Origin of the sequence: Mycobacterium sp., from assembly GCF_029961025.1 — a bacterium.
Lineage (GTDB): Bacteria > Actinomycetota > Actinomycetes > Mycobacteriales > Mycobacteriaceae > Mycobacterium.
Genome location: NZ_JASBVP010000002.1, coordinates 267,986 through 289,303, shown reverse-complemented (window position 1 = coordinate 289,303; position 21,318 = coordinate 267,986). Strand labels below are relative to the sequence as shown.

Below are 21,318 nucleotides of genomic sequence, written 5' to 3'. Positions count from 1 at the left end.
GTGCCATGACGACACAGATCACCGCGGTACCGCAGCGAACCCCGCCGTATAAGACCGTGGCCGCCGTCGCGCTGGCGGTGCTCACCCTCATCGGCGTCCTCATCTATGTGCAGTTTCGGGGCGGTTTCACGCCGAAGGCGCCGTTGACGCTGGTGGCCGACCGGGCGGGCCTGCTGGTGGGCCCGGGGTCGAAGGTGACCCTCAACGGCGTCCGGATCGGTCAGGTGGCGAACATCGCCGAGATCGATCGTGACGGCAAGCCGGCGGCGAAGTTCACCCTGGACGTGTCACCGCAGTATCTGCCGCTGATTCCCGACAATGTGGTCGCCGCGATCAAGGCGACCACATTGTTCGGCGAGAAGTACGTGGCGCTGCACTCGCCAAAGCACCCGGGACCGCCGATCACCAGCGGCACCGTGATCGACGCCAGGTCGGTGACCACCGAGATCAACACGGTGTTTGAGACCCTGACCGCCATCGCGCAGTCGGTGGATCCGGTCAAGCTGAACCTGACGCTGGGCGGCGCCGCGGAGGCCCTGTCCGGGCTCGGCGACAAATTCGGCAACTCGCTGATCAACGGCGACAGGTTTCTCGACAACCTCAACCCGCGGATGAGCCAGCTGCACCACGATGTGCACCAGCTAGGGCGGGTGGTCGATGTCCTGGCCGACGCGTCTCCGGATCTGTGGAGCTTTCTGGCCAACATCAGCACCACGGCGCGCACCCTCAATGAGCAGCAAAAGGATCTGGATGCCACGCTGCTGGCGGCCACCGGTTTCGCCAACACCGGTGCCGACGTGCTGGACCGCAGCCGCCAGCACCTGGTGCAGACGCTGACCGAGCTGGTTCCCACCACCGGCCTGCTCGACACCTACAGCCCCGAGCTGTTCTGCACCATCCGCAACGCCGCGGAGGTGGCGCCCGCGGTCGCCAACACCGAAGCCGGCAACGGATATTCCGTCCGGGTGCACACCCAGGTCGTCGGCGGCCTGAACCCCTACGTCTATCCCGACAACTTGCCCCGGGTCAACGCCCGCGGGGGCCCCGGCGGGGCGCCGGGCTGCTGGCAGAAGATCACCCGCGATCTGTGGCCGGCACCGATGCTGCTGATGGATACCGGCGCCAGTATCGCTCCCTACAACCATTTCGAGATCGGCACGCCGTGGGCGATCGAATACGTGTGGGGCCGTCAGATGGGGGAGTACACGATCAACCCATGAACATCACTCCGAGCGCGATCAAACTCGCTGTTGTTTCCGTGGTGTTGCTGGCCTTCACCGCGATCACCGTGGTGGTGTTTGGCCAGGTCCGATTCGAGAACACCGTCGGGTACTCCGCGGAGTTCTCCTCGGCCAGCGGGTTGCGTCCCGGCCAGTTCGTGCGGGCCTCCGGAGTGGAGGTCGGCAAGGTCAAAAACGTGCGACTGGTCGACGGCGACAGGCGGGTGCGGGTGGACTTCGACGTCGACCGGTCGCTTCCGCTGTATCAGTCGACCACCGCGCACATCCGCTACGCCAACCTGATCGGCGATCGCTACCTGGAGCTCCAGCGCGGCACCGGCGAGGGCGCCGACCGGCGGTTGCCGGCGGGCGGGTTTATTCCGCTGGCGCGCACCGCCCCGGCCCTGGATCTCGACGCGCTGATCGGCGGTTTCCGGCCGGTGTTCCGGGCGCTGGATCCGCAGAAGGTGAACACCATCGCCTCGGCGATCATCACGGTGTTTGAGGGGCAGGGCGGAACGATCAACGACATCCTGGACCAGACCGCGCGGCTCACCTCCGCCCTGGCCGACCGGGATGAGGCGATCGGCTCGGTGGTGAAGAACCTGAACACCGTGCTGGACACTATCGTCAAACACGCGGGAGAGGCCGACGCGACCGTCGTCAAACTCGAGACGCTGATCACCGGGCTGTCGGATCAGGCGAACCCGATCGCACAGAGCGTGGCGAACTTAAGCGATGCCACCGGTCAGCTGAACGGCCTGCTGGCGGAGAACCGGCCCCTGCTGCAGAAGACGGTCTCATCCGCGCAGGGCGTCTTGCAGCCGCTGGTCGACCAGGCCGACCGCCTCGACGATCTGGCCCATAAATTGCCGACCGCGCTCACCCTCATCGGACGCAGCGCCGGCACCTACGGCGACTTCGTCAACCTCTACATCTGTGACCTCACGCTCACGCTGAACGGCCTGCAGCCCGGCGGCCCGGTCCGCACGGTCAGGCTTTTTCAGCAGCCGACCGGAAGGTGCACACCGCAATGAGGGCACTTGAGCCGGCAAACCGGGTGCGGACCGGGACCATTGCGATCATCCTGGCGGTGCTGGCCACGGCGGTGGGCCAGAGCTTCACCAGTGTGCCGATGCTGGCCGCGCAGCCCCGTTACTACGGGGAATTCAAGGATTCGGGCGGGTTGCACGTCGGCGACAAGGTGCGCATCACCGGGGTGGACGTCGGCACGGTGCAGGACTTGAAGATCGCCACCGGCCACGTGGTGATCGGGTTTACCGCCGGCGACCACACCATCGGCACCAAGAGCCGGTTGTCGGTCCGCACCGACACCATTTTGGGCAGGAAGCTGCTGGAGATCGAACCGGGCGGCGGTGAGCGGCTACGCCCCGGCGGGACGTTGCGGTTGGGTCAAACCACGACGCCCTACCAGATCTATGACGCGTTCTTCGACGCCACCAAGGCCGCCTCCGGCTGGGATATCAACACCGTCAAGCAATCACTGCACGTGCTGTCGCAGACGGTCGACCAGACCTATCCGCACCTAAGTGCCGCGCTCAACGGGGTGCAACGCTTCGCCGACACCGTGGGCAAGCGCGATGAGCGCGTTCAGCATCTCATCGGTGAGACCAGCAAGGTGGCCGGCGTGCTCGGGGTGCACGGCGAGCAGCTCAACCGGCTGCTGGTGAACGCCCAGACCCTGCTGGTGGCCATCAACCAGCGGGAACAGGCGGTGTCCGCGCTGCTGGGCAATCTGCGCGCGGTCTCCGCACAGGTTCAAGGGCTGATCACCGATAACCCCAACCTGAATACCGTGCTCCGGCAGGTGAACACGGTCAGTGACGTGCTGGTCAAGCGCAAGGACGATCTCCGGGCCGCGGTCACCGAACTCGGCCAATTCGTCGCGTCGCTGTCGGAGGTGGTGTCGTCGGGACCCTATGTCAAGATGGCGACCTACAACTTCATCCCGTCGTACCAGATGATGCAGCCATGGGTTGACGCCGCGTTCAAGAAACGTGGCATCGACCCGGAGGAGTTCTGGCGCAACGCCGGGCTGCCGGCGTTCCGCTACCCGGATCCCAACGGCACCCGGTTCCCCAACGGCGCGCCGCCGCCCGCACCACCGGTGCTGGAAGGCACCCCGGACCATCCGGGACCGGCCGTCCCGCCGGGAACGGCGTGTTCCTACGCGCCGGCGCCGGGCGACTTCCCGCGGCCGGGGAACCCGCTGCCATGCAGGGGCGTGGACACCGCGCCGTTCGGCGGCGTTTTCCCGGCGCCGATCGACGTGCTGACGTCGCCGCCGAACCCGAACGGCCTGCCGCCCACCCCGGGGATTCCCATCGCCGGGCGACCGGGTGAGCCGGCGCCGGACGTGCCGGGCACCCCGGTGCCGCTGCCGCCGAACGCGCCTCCGGGCGCGCGCACCGAACACCTGGCGCCGGCCGGACCGACACCACCGCTGTCAACCTTCGCGCCCATGCTGCCGCCGGGGCCACCTGCGCCTCCGGGGCCCGGGCCGCAGTTGCCGGCCCCGTTTATCACCCCGGAAGGGACGGGTGGCAGCGGCGTCACGGGAGGTAGCCAGAATTGAGCACGATCTTTGACCGCGGCGGGTTGCGGCGGTTACGCGGCAAGTCGGTCGTCGTCGCCGCGCTGGCGGTGGCGGTGGTTCTGGCGGTCGGTTTCGTGGCCCGGCTGGGGTATCAGAAACTGACGACCAACACCATCGTCGCCTACTTCACCCAGGCGATCGCCCTGTATCCGGGCGACCAGGTGACGATCATGGGCGTGCCGGCTGGCGCGGTCGACCGGGTGGTGCCGGCCGGCGACAAGATGAAAGTGATCTTTCACTATCAGAACAAGTACAAAGTGCCCGCGGACGCCTCAGCGGTGATCGTCAACCCCACCCTGGTTGCGGCGCGCAACATCCAGTTGGAACCGCCCTACAACGGAGGTCCGGTGCTGACGAACAACGCGGTGATCCCCCTAGAGCGCACCCAAGTACCGGTGGAGTGGGACGATTTACGTGACAGCATCAGCAAGACCGTTAAGGCGCTCGGGCCGACCCCGCAGCAGCCCAAGGGACCGTTCGGGGATGCCATCCAAGCCCTCGCCGACGGGCTGGCCGGCAAGGGTGAGGAAATCAACAAGTCGCTGAACAGCTTGTCCACCGCGCTGTCGGCGCTGCACGAAAGCCGCGGAGAAACCTTCGCGGTGCTGCGCGGCCTGGCCACATTCCTCAATGCGCTGCACATCAGCGAGCAGCAACTGGTGTCGCTGAACCACAACCTGGCCCAGCTGACGGCCAGCCTGACCCCGAACGACCACGCCGTCGCGGACGCGGTCACCCAGCTCAATGCCTTGCTTCCGGTGCTGCGCAAGTTCCTCAACGACAACGGCCAGGTGGCGATCCGCGACGTCAACAACCTGTCCGAGGCGACCACCCCGCTGGTGCAGCCCGACACCGCGAACGACCTGGAGACGTTCCTGCACGTCTTCCCGACGTTCGCGGCCAACGTCAGCAACGTCTATCACCCCAGCCACGGCGCGTTGACGATCATCCCGATCATCCCGGGGGTCAGCAGTTACGCGAATCCGTTGCAGTTCATCTGCAGCACCATCCAGGCCGGCAGCCGACTCGGCTATCAGGAATCGGCCGAGTTGTGCGCTCAGTATTTGACCCCGGTCTTAGACGCGATCAAGTTCAACTACCTACCGTTCGGCATCCTGCCGTTCAGCACCGCCGAAACGTTACCGAAAGAGGTCGCCTACTCCGAGCCGCGATTGCAGCCACCGCCGGGCTACAAAGACACCACCGTGCCCGGGATATTCGCACCGGACACCCCGCTGTCGCACGGCAACTTCGCACCGGGATGGGTGACCGCACCCGGGATGCAGGGGGTGCAGGTCAGCCCGGCCACCAGCTTCCTGCTGACGCCGGAGTCGATGGCCGAGTTGATGGGCGGACCGGATATCCCGCCGGTGCAATCCAACCTGCAAACCCCACCGGGTCCGCCCAACGCCTACGACGAATACCCGGTGCTGCCGCCGATCGGGTTGCAGGCCCCGCAGGTGCCGATACCGCCGCCCCCGCCCGGCCCGGAGGTGATCCCCGGCCCGGTGCCGCCCACGCCGGCCCCGGTGGCGGGTCCGCTGCCCGCCGAGGCCCCGACGGGAGTGGGTCAGTGACCGCCGGGGGCGGGGTGCCGTCACCGCGGGCGGTGGGCACCGGGCGCCGACTTCGTCGGGCCGCCGGGCGCGCAGTCGCCGTGCTGGCGAGTGCCCTCACGCTGAGCTCATGCGCCCAGTGGCACGGCATCGCCAACGTGCCGATCCCCGGCGGTCCGGGCACCGGACCCGGCTCCTACACCGTCTACGTGCAGATGCCCGACACGCTGGCGCTCACCACCAACAGCAAGGTCATGGTCGCCGATGTCTACGTCGGGCGGGTGCGGGCGATCACGCTGAAAAACTGGGTCGCCGTGTTGACGCTCGACCTGCAGAAGGGGGTGCGGCTGCCGCGCAACGCCACCGCGAAGATCGGTCAGACGAGTTTGCTGGGCACCCAGCATGTGGAGTTAGCGCCGCCGGCGGAGAACCCCTCGCCGCAGCTCCTGGAAAACGGCGACACCATCCCGTTACAGAACTCGTCGGCATTCCCCACCACCGAGCAGACGCTGGCCAGCATCGCGATGGTGCTGCGGGGTGGGGGCCTGGCGAATCTGGAGGTGATCCAGGACGAGGCCTACAAGATCGTCAACGGGCGCGCCGATCAGATTCGCACCCTGCTCGGCAGGCTGGACACCTTCACCGCCAGGCTCGAGGAGCAGGTCGGCGACATCACCCACGCGATCGACTCGGCCGACCGGTTCCTGGCGATGGCCGCGGAGCACAACAGCACCCTGAATCGGGCGCTGACCGAGTTGCCGCCGCTGGTGACCTACCTGGCGGACTCCCGCGGGCGGGTCATCGACGCGGTCGAGGCGCTGGGGCGGTTCAGCGACGTCACCGCGCGAATGGTCGGGCCGGCGCGGGCGCCGCTGCACCGCGACCTGGTGTCTTTGCAGCGTCCGCTCACCCAGCTGGTCCGGGCGGCGCCGTACGTGGTTCCCGGGCTGAAGATCGCCCTCACCGCGCCGTTCGACATCGACGCCGTTCCGAAGTCCTTCCGGGGCGACTTCTGGAACGTCTCGCTGAACCTCGATCTCACCTACGCCGCTCTGGACAACGGGCTGCTCACCGGGACCGGCTTCTCGGGAGCGCTGCGCGCGCTCGAGCAGTCCTTCGGCCGCGACCCGAACGCCATGATCCCCGATGTCCGATACACGTCCAACCCGAACGACGCACCGGGCGGGCCGCTGGTGGAAAGAGGTCAGTGAGCCGTGATCACCCCGTTCGTCAAGAAACAGCTCATCGTGTTCACCATCCTGGGGGTGATCGCGCTGCTGGGCCTGGGCGGCTACTACCTGCGGCTGCCGGCCGTTGTCGGTATCGGCCAATACACCCTGAAGGCCGATCTGCCGTCGTCCGGCGGCCTGTATCGCACCGCCAACGTCACCTACCGCGGCGTCACCATCGGCAAGGTCACCGCGGTGGAGCCGACGAAAACCGGTGTGGTCGCGACGATGAGCATCGACAGCCGCTACAAGATCCCGGTCGACGCGACCGCCAACGTGCATTCGGTGTCGGCGGTCGGCGAGCAATACCTGGATCTGGTGTCCACGGGCGCGCCGGGCAAGTACCTGTCGCCGGGGCAAACCATCACCAAGGGCACGGTGCCCGCCGAGATCGGGACGGCCCTGGATGCCCTGGAGCGCGGCCTGGCCGCGCTGCCGAGAAACAAGATCTCCCAGTTGCTCGACGAAACGGCGCGGGCGTTCGGCGGTCTGGGCCCGGCGCTGCACCGGCTGGTTGACTCGACGCAGGCGCTGGCCGGTGACTTCGCGAACAACACCGCCGACGTCGACGACGTCATCGCCAACATCGCCCCGCTGCTCAACAGCCAGGCCGCCTCCGGTGACCAGATCCGGCGCTGGGTGCACAACCTGAACCTCGTGGCCGCCCAGACCGCCCACACCGATCCGCAGCTGAAAAGCGTGCTGACCAACGCCGCCCCCACCCTGGACAACGCCAACGATGTGGTCAGCGGTGTGCGTGAGTCGCTGCCGCAGACACTGGCCAATCTCGATATCGTTGCCGGTTTGCTGATGCGCTACCAGAAGGGTGTCGAGCAGGTGCTGGTGCTGCTGCCACAGGTCCCTGCGGTCGCCCAGACGACGACGCTGGCATTCCCCGGTGAGGCCCGTGTTGACCTGGGGTTGGCGATCAACCAGCCGCCGCCCTGCCTGACCGGTTTCCTGCCGGCGCCGCAGTGGCGATCCCCGGCCGACACCAGCATCGCACCGCTGCCGGCCGGGACCTACTGCAAGATTCCGCAGGACACCAAGGGCAACGCGGTGCGCGGGGCGCGCAACATCCCGTGTGTCGATGTCCCCGGTAAGCGGGCCGCGACACCGCAGGAGTGCCGCAGCAACAAACCCTACACGCCGCTGGGCACCAACCCCTGGTACGGCGACCCCAACCAGATCCGCAACTGCCCGGCTCCGGGAGCACGCTGCGACCAGCCGGTGAACCCGGGCGAGGTGATCCCGGCACCGACAATCGACACCGGGTTGAATCCGCTTCCCGCCGACAAGTTACCCGGGACGCCGCCGCCGGTCAGCGATCCGCTGTCGCGGCCCGGGTCGGGCACCGTGGAATGCAACGGACAGCAGCCCAACCCGTGCGTCTACATCCCCGCCCAGCCGCCGGGCCTGGCCTTCAGCCCCCAGGCCGGCCAGGTCACCGGCCCCGACGGTGTGCGTTACTGGGTCCAAAACTCAGTCTCAGGAGACGACGGATGGAAGAGGATGCTGGCCCCGGCCGGCTGACACCTCGCGATGACGACGCGGCCACCGCCGCCGACGGCCTATCACGCCGGCGGCGGCGTTGGCTGATCGCGGTAGCGTCGGTGCTGACGCTGCTCGCTACCGGCGCCGCGGTCAGCGGGTTGATGCTGCTGCGAGCCCACCAGATCAGCACCGCCGTCGCCGCTGCCAACGCCGCGGCTATCACGGCCGCCAAAGATTGCATCGCGGCCACACAACCCGCCGACGTGACCGCGCTGCCCATCAGCCAGCGCAAGCTCGACGAGTGTGCCACCGGCGAATTCAAAACCCAGGCGGCGTGGTACAGCGCGATTTTGACCGAGGCCTACCAGGCGCAGAACCTCCATGTCCGGTTGCCGGGCATGGATGCCGCCGTCGAACGCACCAACGACGACGGCTCGATCACCGCGTTGGTGGTCTTTCGGGCCACGATTTCCCAGGAAGGCACGCCCGACCGGGAAAATAGCTACCGGGTGCGGGTGAAGATAGTACGCCAGGATGGGCAGTTCAAGGTCGCCAAGCTCGATCAGGTGGCCAAGTGACGGCGCTCGCAGCGGACCCGACGAGCGGCGGGGTAAACGACGGGGCGGCGCCGGTGTCGGCGCCGTGGACGGCGCGCGCCGGGGCGCTGGCCGTAGACATCCTGCCCGGCGCCGCGGTGTTGGTGGCGACGGTGCTGGTGGCGCTGGCGGTGCCGCTGCGCGGCGGCTGGTGGTGGGTGTGCGTCTCGATTGGCGCCATCGCGATGCTGTGGACGGCGATCAACCGGCTGCTTTTGCCGGTGATTCGCGGGCAGAGCCTGGGACGGGCCGTTTTCGGTGTCACGGTCGTGCACCGCAACGGCGGGGGCCCCGGACCGTGGCGGCTGCTGCTACGCGATCTGGCGCATCTGCTGGACACCGCCCCGCTGCTCCTCGGGTGGTTGTGGCCGTTATGGGATTCCCGAGGACGGACCTTCGCGGACATGCTGGTGGGTACCGAGGCGCGCCTCGGGCCACCGGGGACACCGGATCGCACCCGGCGTCGCCTGGCCGCGGCGGTGATGGCCGCCGCCGCGGCGCTGTGCACGGTCAGCGCCGCGATCAGCGACACCGTGGTGCGCCGACACGACCGGGCGATCACCGACGCCCGCGCGCAGATCGCGGTGCAGGGTCCACGGATGGTCGCCCAAATGCTCAGCTACGGCCCGGAGACCATCCGCGGGGATTTCGACCGCGCGCTGTCTTTGGCGAGCGACAACTACCGCGGCAAATTGTCCGCCCTGCAGCGGGCGGCGCAGCGGGCAGGCCCGGTGCGCAACGAGTATTGGGTGACCGACAGTTCGGTGCTGTCCGCGACACCCCAACGGGCCACGATGCTGTTGTTCTTGCAGGGTGAGCGGGGCGCACCACCCAATCAGCGCTACCTCGCCGCTGCGGTGCGGGTGACCTTCGTCAAGCCCGGTGGCGCGAGCGGGTGGCGCGTCGATGACATCGCGGTCTCCACCGAACCCAAGACAGCCGGGGCAAAACCGTGAGCCCGCGACGCAAACTGACACCCGGTGGCGAGCCGCGCTATCCCGCGCCGCCGCCACCGCCCCGGCGCTGGGGCCTGCCCGTCGTGGCGATCCTCACCACGGCCACCGCGGCGGCCGCGATCACGGTGTGCGCACTGGACCTGTATTCCCACGAAACGCAGCGGCAAGCGACAATCCGCGACGCCGCGGCGCTGACCTACGTGCGGTCCTTCATGACGGAATTCACCTCGCCGGATCCGTTTCACGCCAACGGCTACACCGATCGCATCTTGGCCCAGGCGACGGGTGATTTCGCCCAGCAGTACCGGCAAAACCGGAACGAGATACTCCTGCAGGTGGCCAGGGTCGAGCCGACGACGGGCAGCGTTCTTGACGCCGGAGTCTCGAGGCAAAACGATGACGGCAGCATCGACGTGCTGGTGACGACGAAGTTCACCGCGAAATCCCCGGACGGCAAACTCCAGGTCGAACGAACAAACCGGTGGGTGGTCACGGCGAAGCAGGAAGGGGAACGGTGGAAAATCGCCAGACTGAACCCGATGATCTGACCGACGAAGGCCCCGACGCCGGTGCTGCCGCCGAGGCTCATGCCGGCGACAACGACGCCGGCCTGCCGGCGCACGAAGCCCCCGGTGGTGCTGGTCGCCAGGGGTGGCGGGACAGCTGGCTGTTCGGCGCGGTCGCAACAGCGGCGGTGGTGTTCGTCGGCTCGGCGGCGTTCGCCGCCGCGGCATCGCAGCCCTATCTGGCCGACCGCGCCACCGCGGCCAATAAGATGAAGGTGGCGCGCACCGCGGTGGCCGCGGTCACCACGTTGTGGACTTATACACCGGAAACGATCGACACCCTGCCCGACCGCGCCGGTCGATACCTCAGCGGCGACTTCGATGCGCAATACCGCAAATTCCTCGAGGCGGCGATCACGCCCAACAAGCAAGCACGGGTGACCGACAACACAAAGGTCGTCGGGGTGGCCGTGGAATCGTTGAACGCTCCGGACGCGGTGGCGCTGGTTTTGACCAACACCACGGCGACCAGCCCGTTGACCAAAAACATTCCGTCGCTGAAATACGTGGGCTACCGGCTGGATATGAAACAGCGGGGGCCACGATGGTTGGTGACCAAGATGGCGACCATCAGCTTTTTGGATTTGACACCGCAGATCTAGCCGCAAGGAGACCAAGGTGCGCATGGGTCACAGAAAAGTTCCGTTGGCGTGGGCCGGCGTGGTGGCAGTGGGGGTGATTGTGGTCATCCTCGTGGTGTCCTGGCAGCTCTTTCCCCGGTTGATCGCCGCGCAGCACCTGATCAACGACCTCAATCCGGCATTCGTGCCGGATCGGGTCAAAGGCGACCGTGCGGGTGTTCAGATGGTCTCCGCCGCGACCAACGCCGCCGACGCGATGATGCATCAAGACGGCGCGAAGGCCGAAGTGCCCGCGTTTATTGATTTCGTCGCCGAACAGACCGGACGTCCCAGATCAGATGCCGAAGCCATGCTTAAAAAAGACTATTCGCATATCAACGGTATCTTGACTTCGCTGACCCTCCCCGAGGTCAGCGCCGAACTGCCCAAGCTGGTCCACTACCTGAGCACCGCCCTGCTCATCACGCCGGACCAGGTGGACCACCTGCTGCAGACCGATTACCCGAAGATCTACCAGGTGATTGTCAATCTGCCGAAGCTGACGTCGGGTTGGGACGATATTCCAGGCACCGAAAAACTCACCCGCTTCAACGGCACGCCGGTGCGCACCATGCCCCAGCTGCGCGACTACTTCAGCCAGGAGCTGGTGGCCCCCGTCGAGCAACAGCAGGGCAACTTCCGGCCGTTGGGTACCCGCGGCGGAGTCGAGTTCCTGGCCCCGCTGCTGCTGGCGTTGGGTATCGTGGTGATCCTCTTCGGCACCACGATGGTCGTGGCAACCTGGCGGGGAGTGCCGGAAAATCCGCTCAAATTCGCGTGGGTGGTCGTCCCGGTGGTCGGTGTCGCCGTGGTCGGGCTGGTGCTCGGCCTGAATTTGTTCCCGCGGCTGATCGGGGGGCAGGTCTTGCTCAACCACACCCGCCCGATGTTTGCGCTGGACCGCGTGCAGGGGGATCGCGCGGGAATCGAATTCATCTCGGTGTTCGTCAATGCCCTCGGTCCGGCGGTCTTGCCCGACGGGGGTGTGACCGAGGAGTACCCGAAGCTACTTGATTACGTGGCAAAGGAAGTCGGTGTTCCCGTGACAGTCGTCGAGGATTTGGTGCACCTTGATTTCCCGCACACCGCCAGGCTGCTGGACGGGGTGCCGTTCTCGGCGTCCACCGCCGACGCTATCCGGTTGATCGACCACTTGGCTTCCGTGTCACACGTGACTTCTACCCAGATGTGGGACACCCTGCACTCAAAATTCCCGAAGATTTATCAGCTGATCACCAATCTGCGGACGGTGACCGACGGCTGGGCGAACGTGCCCGGCGCCGGCAAGCTGACCCGCTTCAACGGCTCACCGGCTCACTCCGTTCCGCAGATCCGGGATTATTTCCGTGATGACGTCATCCCCGCATTGGAACGTCAGCAGAAGAACTACGTGATCGTTGACACCAACTGGCCGCCGCTGACGGTGTTCGCGCCATTGCTCACCGCGGTGGGCATCCTGGTGGTCGGCTACGGCCTCATGCTGGGGGCCTTGACCAGAAATCAGCTTCGCCGGCAACGGGAGCTGCCGAGCCCGCCTGCGCCGACACCCGATGAGCCGGTCCCGGTCGATGTCGGCTGACGATCGATCGGTGAACACCCGTCGGCCCGGCTCACCGGTATATCGGTGGGCGGGCTCGGCCGGGAACAGATTGAACAACAAAACGAATCAACTACCCGCTGAAGGAGAACGGCCATGAGTTATGACGCGATGGTAGAGCCCGCCCGCCTCGCAGGCCCGCCCATCGAGGCGGCGGTCGCGACGTTCATGCTGCACCCGGAGACCTTCGCCGAAAGCGCCGCGGCCGGTTACGAGGATCCGTTCGCCGCGTATGTCGCCGGTCGCGGCGGGGTGCTGGGTGAGGCCAGCGGCACCACGGTCAGCGCGGTGTTCGCGGTGTTCGAACCCCATTTCCTTGCCGGGTTGTGGGACAAAGGCGTCGCGGTACGCGGCGCGGCCGGCGCCGCGAAGGTGTACTGGGACCAGGTTGCCGGTTTCGCCCGAAAGTACCTGGCGGGCGGCGAAGGCCTGGACCGCCTCGCCGCTTTGGGGGAGAAGATCATTGCGGGGACGCCCACCGCGGGCCTGCCGTTGTACGCCGGCTGGCGCACCATGCCGCTGGCGGATGACGCGCCGGCCCGGGCGCTGCAGGTGATGTTCGTCCTGCGGGAGCTGTGGGGCGGTGTTCACGTCAGCGCCCTGACGCTCTCGGGAATCACCCCTATCGAGGCCCACATGCTCAACAAGGGGTACGAGTACGCCAAGATGTTCGGCTGGCCCGAGCCGTTCGCCGACGGCGCGGACAAGAAGGATCGCTACGCCGAGGTGCAGCGGACCACCGATCGCCGGATGGCCGAGATTTTGGCGGCCACCCTGGACCGCGACGAGGCCGACGAACTCGCCCGGCTGAGCGCCGCCGCCCTGGCGACGCTGAAAGCCAACGTCCCGGGGTGAGGCGGTGAGCCCCATCGTGGTTGTGCGCGTTGACAATTGGCTATTGACCGGTTTTGTGCCCGCTTAGCGGCTAAGGTTAAGACAGGGCCGGGCGGAAAACGCCGGCCGCATGAAGGGATTCCACCGTGGCAAAGAACGCCTATCGCGGCAGCAAGATCGAGGTCACCTACGACTCGGATGTCTGCATCCACGCGGGCGAGTGCGTCCGAGGTCTGCCCCGGGTCTTCGACACCACGAAAGACCCGTGGATCACTCCGGATGCCGCGTCGGCGGAAGAGGTGGCCGCCCAGGTCAGACGGTGTCCATCTGGCGCGCTGCAGTATCGGATGCTCGACTGACCTCCAGCCGGTTCCCGCTGTCTCGTCGTCACCGGGTGACCGGTGCTAAGGCGTCGTGGCCCTAATCGCCGCGGCCGGCCGCGCCCCTCACGCAACCCGCAACGCAACAACGAAATTAACGAAATTAAAGAATCAAAACCGGTGACCGTTACGACCCGGCGACGCCCAGCGGTTCGGGTACCCGGTGTTGCCCGCGGCTTCCCGCGGCCGACGAATGGCGCGGTGGCGGCGCCGCGGCCGGCTCGAATTTGCGCAGCCGCAGGCTGTGCCCGACGACGGCCACCGACGAGAACGCCATCGCCGCGCCGGCAAGCATCGGGTTAAGCATTCCGGCGGCCGCCAGCGGCAGCGCGGCGATGTTGTAGGCGAAGGCCCAGAAAAGGTTGCCCTTGATCGTGGCTAACGTCTTGCGCGAGAGTCGAATCGCGTCGGCAACCACCCGCAGGTCACCACGCACCAATGTCAGGTCGCTGGCCTCGATGGCCACATCGGTGCCGGTGCCCATGGCCATCCCCAGGTCCGCTTGGGCCAGCGCCGCCGCATCGTTGACACCGTCGCCGACCATGGCGACAACTTTGCCCTCGGCTTGTAGCCGCTTCACGATGTCGACCTTGTCCTGCGGCAACACCTCGGCGATGACCCGGTCGATACCGACCTGCGCGGCGATGGTGCGGGCTGCGGCCTCGGTGTCACCGCTGAGCATGATCGGTGTCAGCCCGAGGGCGCGCAATTGCGCGACCGCGTCTTTGGAGGTGGGCTTGACCGCGTCGGCCACCACCAGCACCCCGCGGGGTTTATCGTCCCAGGCCACCGCAACCGCGGTCTGACCCGCCGCCTGTGCCCGCTGTAACGCCCGCGCCAAGGTCTCCGGCAGCTGCCCGCAGCGCTCCGCCAGCAGCCGTCGGCGACCGATCACCACGGCGTGCCCGCCGGCGACACCCTGCACGCCCAGGCCTTCCAGGTTTTCAAAACCCTCGACGGCGGGCAGCTCACCGAACCGCTCGCGTGCCGCCTTGGCGATCGCCCTGGCGATCGGGTGTTCCGAGGCGTCTTCGAGCGCACCCGCCAGCCGCAACACGTCATCGGGCTGGTCACCGTCGGCGGCGACCACCTCGAGCAGGGTCATGGTGCCGGTGGTGATGGTGCCGGTCTTGTCCAAAACGACGGTGTCGATGCGGCGGGTGGTTTCCAGCACCTCGGGGCCTTTAATGAGAATCCCCAGTTGCGCCCCGCGACCGGTGCCGACCAACAGGGCGGTCGGTGTGGCCAGGCCGAGCGCGCATGGGCAGGCGATGATCAACACCGCGATCGCCGCGGTGAACGCCGTGGTCAGCGACCCGCAGGTGCCAATCCAAAACGCCAGCGTCGCCAGCGCTAAGGCGATGACGAGCGGCACGAAGATCCCGGAGATCGTGTCGGCCAACCGCTGCGCCCGCGCCTTACCGCGCTGCGCCTCGGTGACCAGCCTGGCCATCTGCGCCAGTTGGGTGTCGGAGCCGATCCGGCTGGCCCGCACCACAATCCGTCCGCCCACATTGATCGTCGCGCCGGTCACCGGGTCGCCGGGAACAACCTCCACGGGCACCGATTCCCCGGTCAGCAGCGCCGCGTCCACCACCGCGGAGCCCTCGATCACCCTCCCGTCGGTGGCGATCTTCTCGCCGGGGCGCACCACAAACTCATCGCCCACCGCCAGCTGATCGATCGGGATCCGCTGCTCCAGGCCGTTGCGGCGCACCGCAACGTCTTTGGCGCCCAGTTCGAGCAACGCGCGCAACGCGGCGCCCGCGCGGTGGCGCGAGCGGGCCTCGAAGTAGCGACCGGCGAGGATGAACGTGGTGACACACGCGGCAACGTCCAAATAAATGGTGGCCCCGCATTCGGTGCGGGCGCTGGTCAGCACGAACTGATGCCGCATTCCCGGCATTCCGGCCGTGCCGAAGAACAGCGCATAAATCGACCAGCCGAATGCCGCCAGGGTGCCCATCGAGATCAGGGTGTCCATGGTGGCGGTCCGGTGGCGCAGATTCGCCCACGCCGCCCGGTGAAACGGCAGCGCCCCCCACACCGCCACCGGGGCGGCCAGCGTCAGCGACAGCCACTGCCAATTGGGGAACTCCAGCGCCGGAATCATCGCCATCGCCACCACCGGCACGCTCAGTACCAACGAGATCAGCAGCCGCTGCCGAAATGCCACGACAGGATCCGGTTCGCCCGGCGCCGCTTGGGCGGCTGCGGGCGGCGCTGCGGGCTGCGGCAGTTGGGCGCTGTAGCCGGCCTGCTCAACCGCGGTCACCAGGTGCTCGGGTGAAAGCCGCCCGGAGTAGTCGATGCTGGCCGTTTCGGTCGCAAAGTTCACCGCGGCGACGACGCCCTCGATCTTATTGAGCTTCCTCTCGATCCGGGCCGCGCACGAGGCGCAGGTCATGCCGCCGATTCGTAACTCGATATGCCGAGTCATGTCGGCGCCGACCGTCATCCGTGCAGCCTCTCATCCACGCAGAGCAATTTGTGACCAAATTGACACGCAAAGGTTGGCTAAACGTTGATCACCGCTCCCGTGGGCAGCACCTGTCCCCGCCTCAGGGCCGGCCGGCCTGGTGCGTAAGCCGCGGTACGCGCCCGGCCAGTGGGCCCTCAGCCGGCCAGCTGGTAGCCGGCCTCTTCCACGGCGTTCTTGACCGCGTCGGCGTCGATCGGGCCATCGCTTTCGACGGTCATTTTGCCGCTGGCCAGATCCACGTCCACCGCCGTGACACCGGGGATGTTGCCGACCTCCTCACGTACCGATTTGACACAGTGTTCGCACGTCATCCCGGTGACCGTAACCGTCAGTGCGCTCATGGGTGTTCCTTCCCGTCCTTTCCGGACCGAATGCCTGCATCCAATGGCACGAATCCATCCCGGTGGGCCAGGGTGGAAATCCGGCTCATCGCCTGACCTTACGCTGACCGGAAACATCGGTGCGGAAAATCCGACACCGGGTTGGCACGCCGCCGCGAGGCGTGCCGCGGCCGCCGGCCCGGCGACCCCCCACCGCCAGCCGCAACACCGGTGTAAAGCGGGCGCTGCCAACGATGGTGTCGCGGCGCGCCCCGATGGCCGCCTTGGGTGGTTTGCCGCCGCCGGCGGCATCGGCTCAGGTGACGATGAAGGTGCTCAGCTCGGGAAGCTGCGCCAGATTCCAGGCCTTGATGCGGTCGGAAATCACGTCGCGCAGGGTGTCCGGGCCGAATATGCCGGCCTCGGCGACGCGGCGGACCTTGTCCTTATAGGCGTCGATGTCCGCACCGACCACCTGCAGTTCGAGGGCACAGGCAACGATCGCGGCGATCGTCGCCGCCGGCACGATGCGCAGGCAGGCCCGGACCATCTCGGCAAAAAACGTCTCATGGCGCTCCTCGTCGGCGGCGATCACCTCGACCAGGCCACGCAGCACGGGTTCGTCGATCCGGGTGGCCAGCCGCCGCAGAAACACCGCGTGCGCGCGCTCCCACAACGTCATGAACACCAGCGCCTCGACCTGGGTATGGTCGTCGGGCGGGCGGCCTTTCATCACCTGCTCGACGCGAACCCCGTCGCTGGCGACGGGGTCGATCTGGCGGGTCAGCACCAGGTTTTGACGCAGCGCGAACGCGTGCAGGGCCTCGTCGGCGGTCCAGCGGCCGATCCACTTGCCCCACCAGCCCGCTAACACGAAATGCTCTGCCAGCCGGTGATAATAGCCGGCGAGGTTATCCTTGGTGATCAGCACGATCTGCAGCGCGTCGGTGACGTGATCTGGCAGCGTAACCTGCGACGGGTCCCAATCGCAGCCGCCGAGCGACTTGAAATTCCGGCCACGGTCAAACGGCACATAGTCATGCGCATACCACGGTGCGGCCGTCTCGATGTGGCGGGAATAGGTGTCGATGATGACCGGCTCGAGTTCGAGCATCAATGGCGACGCGACGCGTTGGACTGGCATGCAGTCAAACTAATCCACCTCGCCGGCGCCGCGGACAGCACCCGGCGCCGATGTCTGTCGTTCCGCGATCCTCACCGCGCGGGACTGTCCGGCCGGGGCCGCAAGCCGGCGGGTCGCGGCCCGGCGGACTGCACCAGATGCCGCGTTATCCCTTGGGCTGCAGCGTATACCGGACGGTTTGGACCCTGATCAACCCATCGGCGAACACGAAAGTGTCGGTCCCGTCATCGACTCGGGCTTTCGCGGAATCGGCCGCCCATTCCAGAAACAGCACGTCGTCGGCGAAGATTTGGGTTTTCACATCCCACACCGCGTTCGGAATGCCGTCGAGCAGCTCCGCAAACGCGGCACGAACGCCGTCCCGGCCGCGACGGACCCCGCTCGGTGAGATGAAGATCGCGTCATCGGCGTAATCGGTGACGATCTCATCGAGGTTGCCGGCGGCGAGCGCCTGGGCGTGATGGGCGAATACTTCCTCGGGAGTGCGGGTCATCGTAGGTCCTTCACCACGGTGTGCGACAGTTCCCGACGCGGCGCCGCCGGGCTGCAGCCAATGCTAGCCACCTCCGCCGGGTCGGAGTCGGGGAGTGCCAACCTCCATGAATCGCCTGACGTTGCGGCCGGCCGAACGTCACCCCACCACAGCCGGCTGGGCGGACGCGCTGAGCAGTACCTTGAGCGCCGCGGTGTCGGCCGGCCGGCCGAACACGTCGTAGGCGGTTTCGAACTCGTCGAGAGTGAACCGGTGGGTGATCATCGGCGCGGTGTCCAGCCGGCCGCTGGCCACGAGTTCGATCAACGTCGGCGTGGAAAAGGTGTCCACCAAACCGGTGGTGATGGTGAGGTTTTTGATCCAGATATCCTCCAGGTGCAGCGTCGCCGGCTCGCCGTGGACGCCGATGTTGGCGACATGTCCGCCGGGGCGGACCAATCGCACCGCCTGCTCGAACGTCTCCGGCCGGCCGACGGCCTCTATCGCGACATCCGCCCCCAAACCCCCGGTCAGCCCGGCGATCACCGCCGCGGGGTCGTCGACACCGGGGTTAACCACCACGTCGGCGCCGAACCCCTGCGCCGCCTTCAGCCGTGAATCCGCCACATCGATCGCGACGATGTGGCTGGGGCTGAACAATTTCGCCGTCAGGATCGCCGCCAACCCGATCGGGCCCGAGCCGACGATGGCCACGACATCGGCGGGACGGACCCGGCCGTTGAGGACACCGACTTCGTAGGCGGTGGGCAGGATGTCGGCGAGCATGAGCATTTGCTCGGCACCGACCCCGTCGGGCAGCTTGTGGGTGGAGTTGTCGGCGAACGGCACCCGCACGTACTCGGCCTGGGTGCCGTCCACCAGATGACCGAGGATCCAGCCGCCCCCGCCCAAACACTGCCCGTAGCTGCCCCGGCGGCAGTACCGGCAGCTGCCGCATGAGCTGATGCACGACACCAGTACCCGGTCCCCGACCGCCAGGGTATGCACGCCGGAGCCGACCGCGGTGACGGTTCCCACGGCCTCATGCCCGAGTATCCGCCCGGGGGTCACCTCGGGCACGTCGCCGCCGAGGATGTGCAGATCGGTGCCGCAGATCGTGACCGCTTCGACGCGCACCACCGCGTCCGTCGGGTGCTCGATGCCGGGGTCGGGGACGTCTTCCCACGCTTTCTTTCCGGCTCCGTGATAAACCAGCGCCTTCAACTGCACCCTCCTCCAGTGGCTTGATGGGGTTTTGCTGCGGCTCAAGGCCGCAGGATCGGCTTTAACGCCTCCAACACGTTTGGGTCTTCGATGGTGGACGGGACCGGCTCGTCTCTGCCGTGGGCGATGCCGCGCATGGTCTTGCGCAGGATTTTGCCCGAGCGGGTTTTCGGCAGCGCCGCAACCACCTCCACCTGCTTGAAGGCGGCGACCGCGCCGATTTCCTCGCGCACCAGCGCGATGAGCTCCTCGGCCAGGCCGGCGGCGGAAGCCCCGGCCTTCAGCACCACGAATCCGCGGGGCACCTCGCCCTTGATCTCGTCGGCGATACCGATCACCGCGCATTCGGCCACAGCCGGATGCGTTGCCAGCACGGCTTCGATGGCCCCGGTGGAAAGCCGGTGTCCGGCAACGTTGATGACGTCATCGATACGGCCCATCACGAACAAGTAGCCGTCCTCGTCGAGGTACCCGCCGTCCCCGGTGAGATAGTAGCCGGGATGCTCGCACAGATACGACGCCTGGTAGCGGTCGTCGTCACGCCACAGGGTGGGCAATGTGCCCGGCGGCAGCGGCAACCTGATGCAGATCGCGCCCTCCTCACCCGGTTCACACCCGGAGCCGTCGGCCCGCAAAATGCGCACGTCATAGCCCGGCATCGGCACGGTGGGTGAGCCGGGTTTGATCGGCAGCGGCTCGACGCCCATCGGGTTGGCGGCGATCGCCCAGCCGGTTTCGGTCTGCCACCAGTGGTCGATCACCGGAATGCCCAGCTTCTGTGAGGCCCAGTTGTAGGTGTCGGGGTCCAGCCGTTCCCCGGCCTGGAAGAGGTAGCGCAACGCGGACAGGTCGTAGCGGGCGATGTGCGCGCCTTCCGGATCCTCCTTGCGGATCACCCGGATCGCGGTCGGGGCCGCGAACAGGGCCTTCACCCGGTGTTCGGACGCAACGCGCCAAAACGCCCCCGCGTCCGGGGTACCGACGGGTTTACCCTCGTAGAGCACCGTCGTCGCGCCGTGCAGCAGCGGGCCATACACGATGTAGGAATGGCCGACCACCCAACCGACGTCTGAGGCCGCCCAAAACACCTCGCCGGGTTCGATGTCGTAGATGTGGCGCATGCTCCACAGCAGCGCGACGGCGTGCCCGCCGTTATCCCGGACGATGCCCTTCGGCGCCGCGCTGGTGCCCGAGGTGTAGAGGATGTACAGCGGGTCGGTGGCCGCCACGGGCACCGGATCGACGGGCTGGGCGCCGGCGACCAGCTGGTGCCATTCCAGGTCACGGCCGGGGGTCAACGGGCAGCGCTGTTGGTCGCGTTGCACGATGACGCACGCCGCCGGCTTGTGGGTGCACAATTCCAGCGCGGCGTCCAGCATCGGCTTGTACTCGACGACCCGGGTCGGCTCGATGCCGCACGAGGCCGAGACCACAACGCTCGGCTGGGCGTCGTCGATGCGGGTCGCGAGTTCGTGGGCGGCGAAGCCGCCGAACACCACCGAGTGCACGGCGCCCAGCCGGGCACTCGCCAGCATGGCCATGACGGCCTCGGGGATCATCGGCAGGTAGATCACCACGCGGTCACCCTTGCCCACCCCGAGCGCGCGCAGCGCCCCGGCAAACCGCGAGGTCGCCTCCAGCAGTTCGCGGTAGCTGTAGGTGCGTCGAGTGCCGGTGACCGGCGAGTCATAGATCAGCGCCGCCTGGTCGCCGCGCCCGGCGGCGACGTGACGGTCCAGCGCGTTGGCGCAGGTGTTCAGTTCCGCGTCGGGAAACCACCGGTAGAACGGGGGATTGCTGTCGTCGAGTACCCGCTGTGGCTCACGGGTCCAGGTCACCGCCCGCGCCGCGTCGGACCAGAAACCCGCGGGATCTTTCAGGCTGGCCTCGAACAGCTCCCGATATCTGCCGGTGCTCATCGCGCAAACACCTTCGACGAAGGACACCGCCATCGACTGGGTCGCGGGCGGTTGATCATCGACGGTTCATCCTGATTGCCCCTTCGTGTGGC

General features: G+C 67.2%; 19 protein-coding genes. 13 read left to right on the top strand and 6 right to left on the bottom strand.

Going from position 1 to position 21,318, the window contains the following annotated elements; all coding sequences use genetic code 11:
* The first annotated feature begins 5 nt into the window (after nt 1-5).
* The 13 genes from QJR12_RS02180 to QJR12_RS02120 all read left to right on the top strand — a co-directional run bounded on the left by QJR12_RS02180 (nt 6) and on the right by QJR12_RS02120 (nt 13,644).
* On the top strand, nt 6-1,220 hold the full coding sequence (locus tag QJR12_RS02180; protein WP_300575666.1) for an MCE family protein: 1,215 nt from the start codon (nt 6-8) through the stop codon (nt 1,218-1,220).
* Nucleotides 1,217-2,257, top strand: a complete 1,041-nt coding sequence (locus QJR12_RS02175) for an MlaD family protein (RefSeq protein ID WP_300575663.1) — start codon at nt 1,217-1,219, stop codon at nt 2,255-2,257. The genes QJR12_RS02180 and QJR12_RS02175 overlap by 4 nt, the downstream gene beginning before the upstream one ends.
* Nucleotides 2,254-3,816, top strand: a complete 1,563-nt coding sequence (locus QJR12_RS02170) for an MCE family protein (protein ID WP_300575661.1) — start codon at nt 2,254-2,256, stop codon at nt 3,814-3,816. Before QJR12_RS02175 ends, QJR12_RS02170 begins: the two co-directional genes overlap by 4 nt.
* Nucleotides 3,813-5,414: a virulence factor Mce family protein gene (locus QJR12_RS02165; protein WP_300575658.1), complete on the top strand. Its 1,602-nt coding sequence runs from the start codon at nt 3,813-3,815 to the stop codon at nt 5,412-5,414. Before QJR12_RS02170 ends, QJR12_RS02165 begins: the two co-directional genes overlap by 4 nt.
* Nucleotides 5,415-5,446: 32 nt before the next feature.
* On the top strand, nt 5,447-6,604 hold the full coding sequence (locus tag QJR12_RS02160) for an MCE family protein (RefSeq protein ID WP_300576496.1): 1,158 nt from the start codon (nt 5,447-5,449) through the stop codon (nt 6,602-6,604).
* Nucleotides 6,605-6,607: 3 nt separating this feature from the next.
* Nucleotides 6,608-8,155 carry an MCE family protein gene (locus tag QJR12_RS02155; RefSeq protein WP_300575655.1) on the top strand — a complete coding sequence of 516 codons (1,548 nt, stop codon included), beginning with the start codon at nt 6,608-6,610 and terminating at the stop codon, nt 8,153-8,155.
* On the top strand, nt 8,125-8,694 hold the full coding sequence (locus QJR12_RS02150) for an Mce protein (RefSeq protein WP_300575652.1): 570 nt from the start codon (nt 8,125-8,127) through the stop codon (nt 8,692-8,694). Before QJR12_RS02155 ends, QJR12_RS02150 begins: the two co-directional genes overlap by 31 nt.
* On the top strand, nt 8,691-9,668 hold the full coding sequence (locus QJR12_RS02145) for an RDD family protein (protein WP_300575649.1): 978 nt from the start codon (nt 8,691-8,693) through the stop codon (nt 9,666-9,668). The genes QJR12_RS02150 and QJR12_RS02145 overlap by 4 nt, the downstream gene beginning before the upstream one ends.
* Nucleotides 9,665-10,216, top strand: coding sequence for a mammalian cell entry protein (locus QJR12_RS02140; RefSeq protein ID WP_300575646.1), 552 nt, complete (start codon nt 9,665-9,667; stop codon nt 10,214-10,216). The genes QJR12_RS02145 and QJR12_RS02140 overlap by 4 nt, the downstream gene beginning before the upstream one ends.
* The gene (locus QJR12_RS02135) at nt 10,183-10,836 is read left to right on the top strand and encodes a mammalian cell entry protein (protein ID WP_300575643.1); all 654 of its coding nucleotides are present in this window, start codon (nt 10,183-10,185) and stop codon (nt 10,834-10,836) included. The genes QJR12_RS02140 and QJR12_RS02135 overlap by 34 nt, the downstream gene beginning before the upstream one ends.
* Nucleotides 10,837-10,858: 22 nt before the next feature.
* A complete protein-coding gene (locus tag QJR12_RS02130) occupies nt 10,859-12,433 on the top strand; it encodes a hypothetical protein (protein ID WP_300575640.1) in 1,575 nt (524 codons plus the stop codon).
* Nucleotides 12,434-12,547: 114 nt separating this feature from the next.
* Entirely contained in the window at nt 12,548-13,306 is a 759-nt protein-coding gene (locus QJR12_RS02125; RefSeq protein WP_300575638.1) for an evbL, read from the top strand.
* A gap of 125 nt (nt 13,307-13,431) precedes the next feature.
* Complete coding sequence (locus QJR12_RS02120; RefSeq protein WP_300575635.1) at nt 13,432-13,644, top strand: (4Fe-4S)-binding protein; 213 nt, start codon at nt 13,432-13,434, stop codon at nt 13,642-13,644.
* A 148-nt stretch (nt 13,645-13,792) separates the two neighbouring features.
* Here the strand turns inward: QJR12_RS02120 and QJR12_RS02115 are convergent, their stop codons facing one another.
* The 6 genes from QJR12_RS02115 to QJR12_RS02090 form a co-directional block, all read right to left on the bottom strand.
* The gene (locus tag QJR12_RS02115; protein ID WP_300575632.1) at nt 13,793-16,123 is read right to left on the bottom strand and encodes a heavy metal translocating P-type ATPase; all 2,331 of its coding nucleotides are present in this window, start codon (nt 16,121-16,123) and stop codon (nt 13,793-13,795) included.
* Between the two features lie 158 nt (nt 16,124-16,281).
* Nucleotides 16,282-16,488 carry a heavy metal-associated domain-containing protein gene (locus QJR12_RS02110; RefSeq protein WP_300575630.1) on the bottom strand — a complete coding sequence of 69 codons (207 nt, stop codon included), beginning with the start codon at nt 16,486-16,488 and terminating at the stop codon, nt 16,282-16,284.
* 295 nt (nt 16,489-16,783) lie between these two features.
* A complete protein-coding gene (locus tag QJR12_RS02105) occupies nt 16,784-17,611 on the bottom strand; it encodes an acyl-ACP desaturase (protein WP_300575627.1) in 828 nt (275 codons plus the stop codon).
* Nucleotides 17,612-17,756: 145 nt separating this feature from the next.
* Nucleotides 17,757-18,104: a nuclear transport factor 2 family protein gene (locus QJR12_RS02100; RefSeq protein WP_300575624.1), complete on the bottom strand. Its 348-nt coding sequence runs from the start codon at nt 18,102-18,104 to the stop codon at nt 17,757-17,759.
* A gap of 138 nt (nt 18,105-18,242) precedes the next feature.
* The gene (locus QJR12_RS02095; RefSeq protein ID WP_300575621.1) at nt 18,243-19,307 is read right to left on the bottom strand and encodes a zinc-dependent alcohol dehydrogenase family protein; all 1,065 of its coding nucleotides are present in this window, start codon (nt 19,305-19,307) and stop codon (nt 18,243-18,245) included.
* A gap of 41 nt (nt 19,308-19,348) precedes the next feature.
* Nucleotides 19,349-21,226 carry a propionyl-CoA synthetase gene (locus tag QJR12_RS02090; protein ID WP_300575619.1) on the bottom strand — a complete coding sequence of 626 codons (1,878 nt, stop codon included), beginning with the start codon at nt 21,224-21,226 and terminating at the stop codon, nt 19,349-19,351.
* Between the last annotated feature and the right edge of the window lie 92 nt (nt 21,227-21,318).

What these genes read in the sequence shown, in the direction of transcription:
- QJR12_RS02180 (WP_300575666.1), top strand. Translation starts at nt 6, where the DNA reads ATGACGACACAGATCACCGCGGTACCGCAGCGAACCCCGCCGTATAAG.
- QJR12_RS02175 (WP_300575663.1), top strand. Translation starts at nt 1,217, where the DNA reads ATGAACATCACTCCGAGCGCGATCAAACTCGCTGTTGTTTCCGTGGTG.
- QJR12_RS02170 (WP_300575661.1), top strand. Translation starts at nt 2,254, where the DNA reads ATGAGGGCACTTGAGCCGGCAAACCGGGTGCGGACCGGGACCATTGCG.
- QJR12_RS02150 (WP_300575652.1), top strand. Translation starts at nt 8,125, where the DNA reads ATGGAAGAGGATGCTGGCCCCGGCCGGCTGACACCTCGCGATGACGAC.
- QJR12_RS02130 (WP_300575640.1), top strand. Translation starts at nt 10,859, where the DNA reads ATGGGTCACAGAAAAGTTCCGTTGGCGTGGGCCGGCGTGGTGGCAGTG.
- QJR12_RS02125 (WP_300575638.1), top strand. Translation starts at nt 12,548, where the DNA reads ATGAGTTATGACGCGATGGTAGAGCCCGCCCGCCTCGCAGGCCCGCCC.
- QJR12_RS02115 (WP_300575632.1), bottom strand. Translation starts at nt 16,123, where the DNA reads ATGACGGTCGGCGCCGACATGACTCGGCATATCGAGTTACGAATCGGC.
- QJR12_RS02110 (WP_300575630.1), bottom strand. Translation starts at nt 16,488, where the DNA reads ATGAGCGCACTGACGGTTACGGTCACCGGGATGACGTGCGAACACTGT.
- QJR12_RS02105 (WP_300575627.1), bottom strand. Translation starts at nt 17,611, where the DNA reads ATGCCAGTCCAACGCGTCGCGTCGCCATTGATGCTCGAACTCGAGCCG.
- QJR12_RS02100 (WP_300575624.1), bottom strand. Translation starts at nt 18,104, where the DNA reads ATGACCCGCACTCCCGAGGAAGTATTCGCCCATCACGCCCAGGCGCTC.
- QJR12_RS02090 (WP_300575619.1), bottom strand. Translation starts at nt 21,226, where the DNA reads ATGAGCACCGGCAGATATCGGGAGCTGTTCGAGGCCAGCCTGAAAGAT.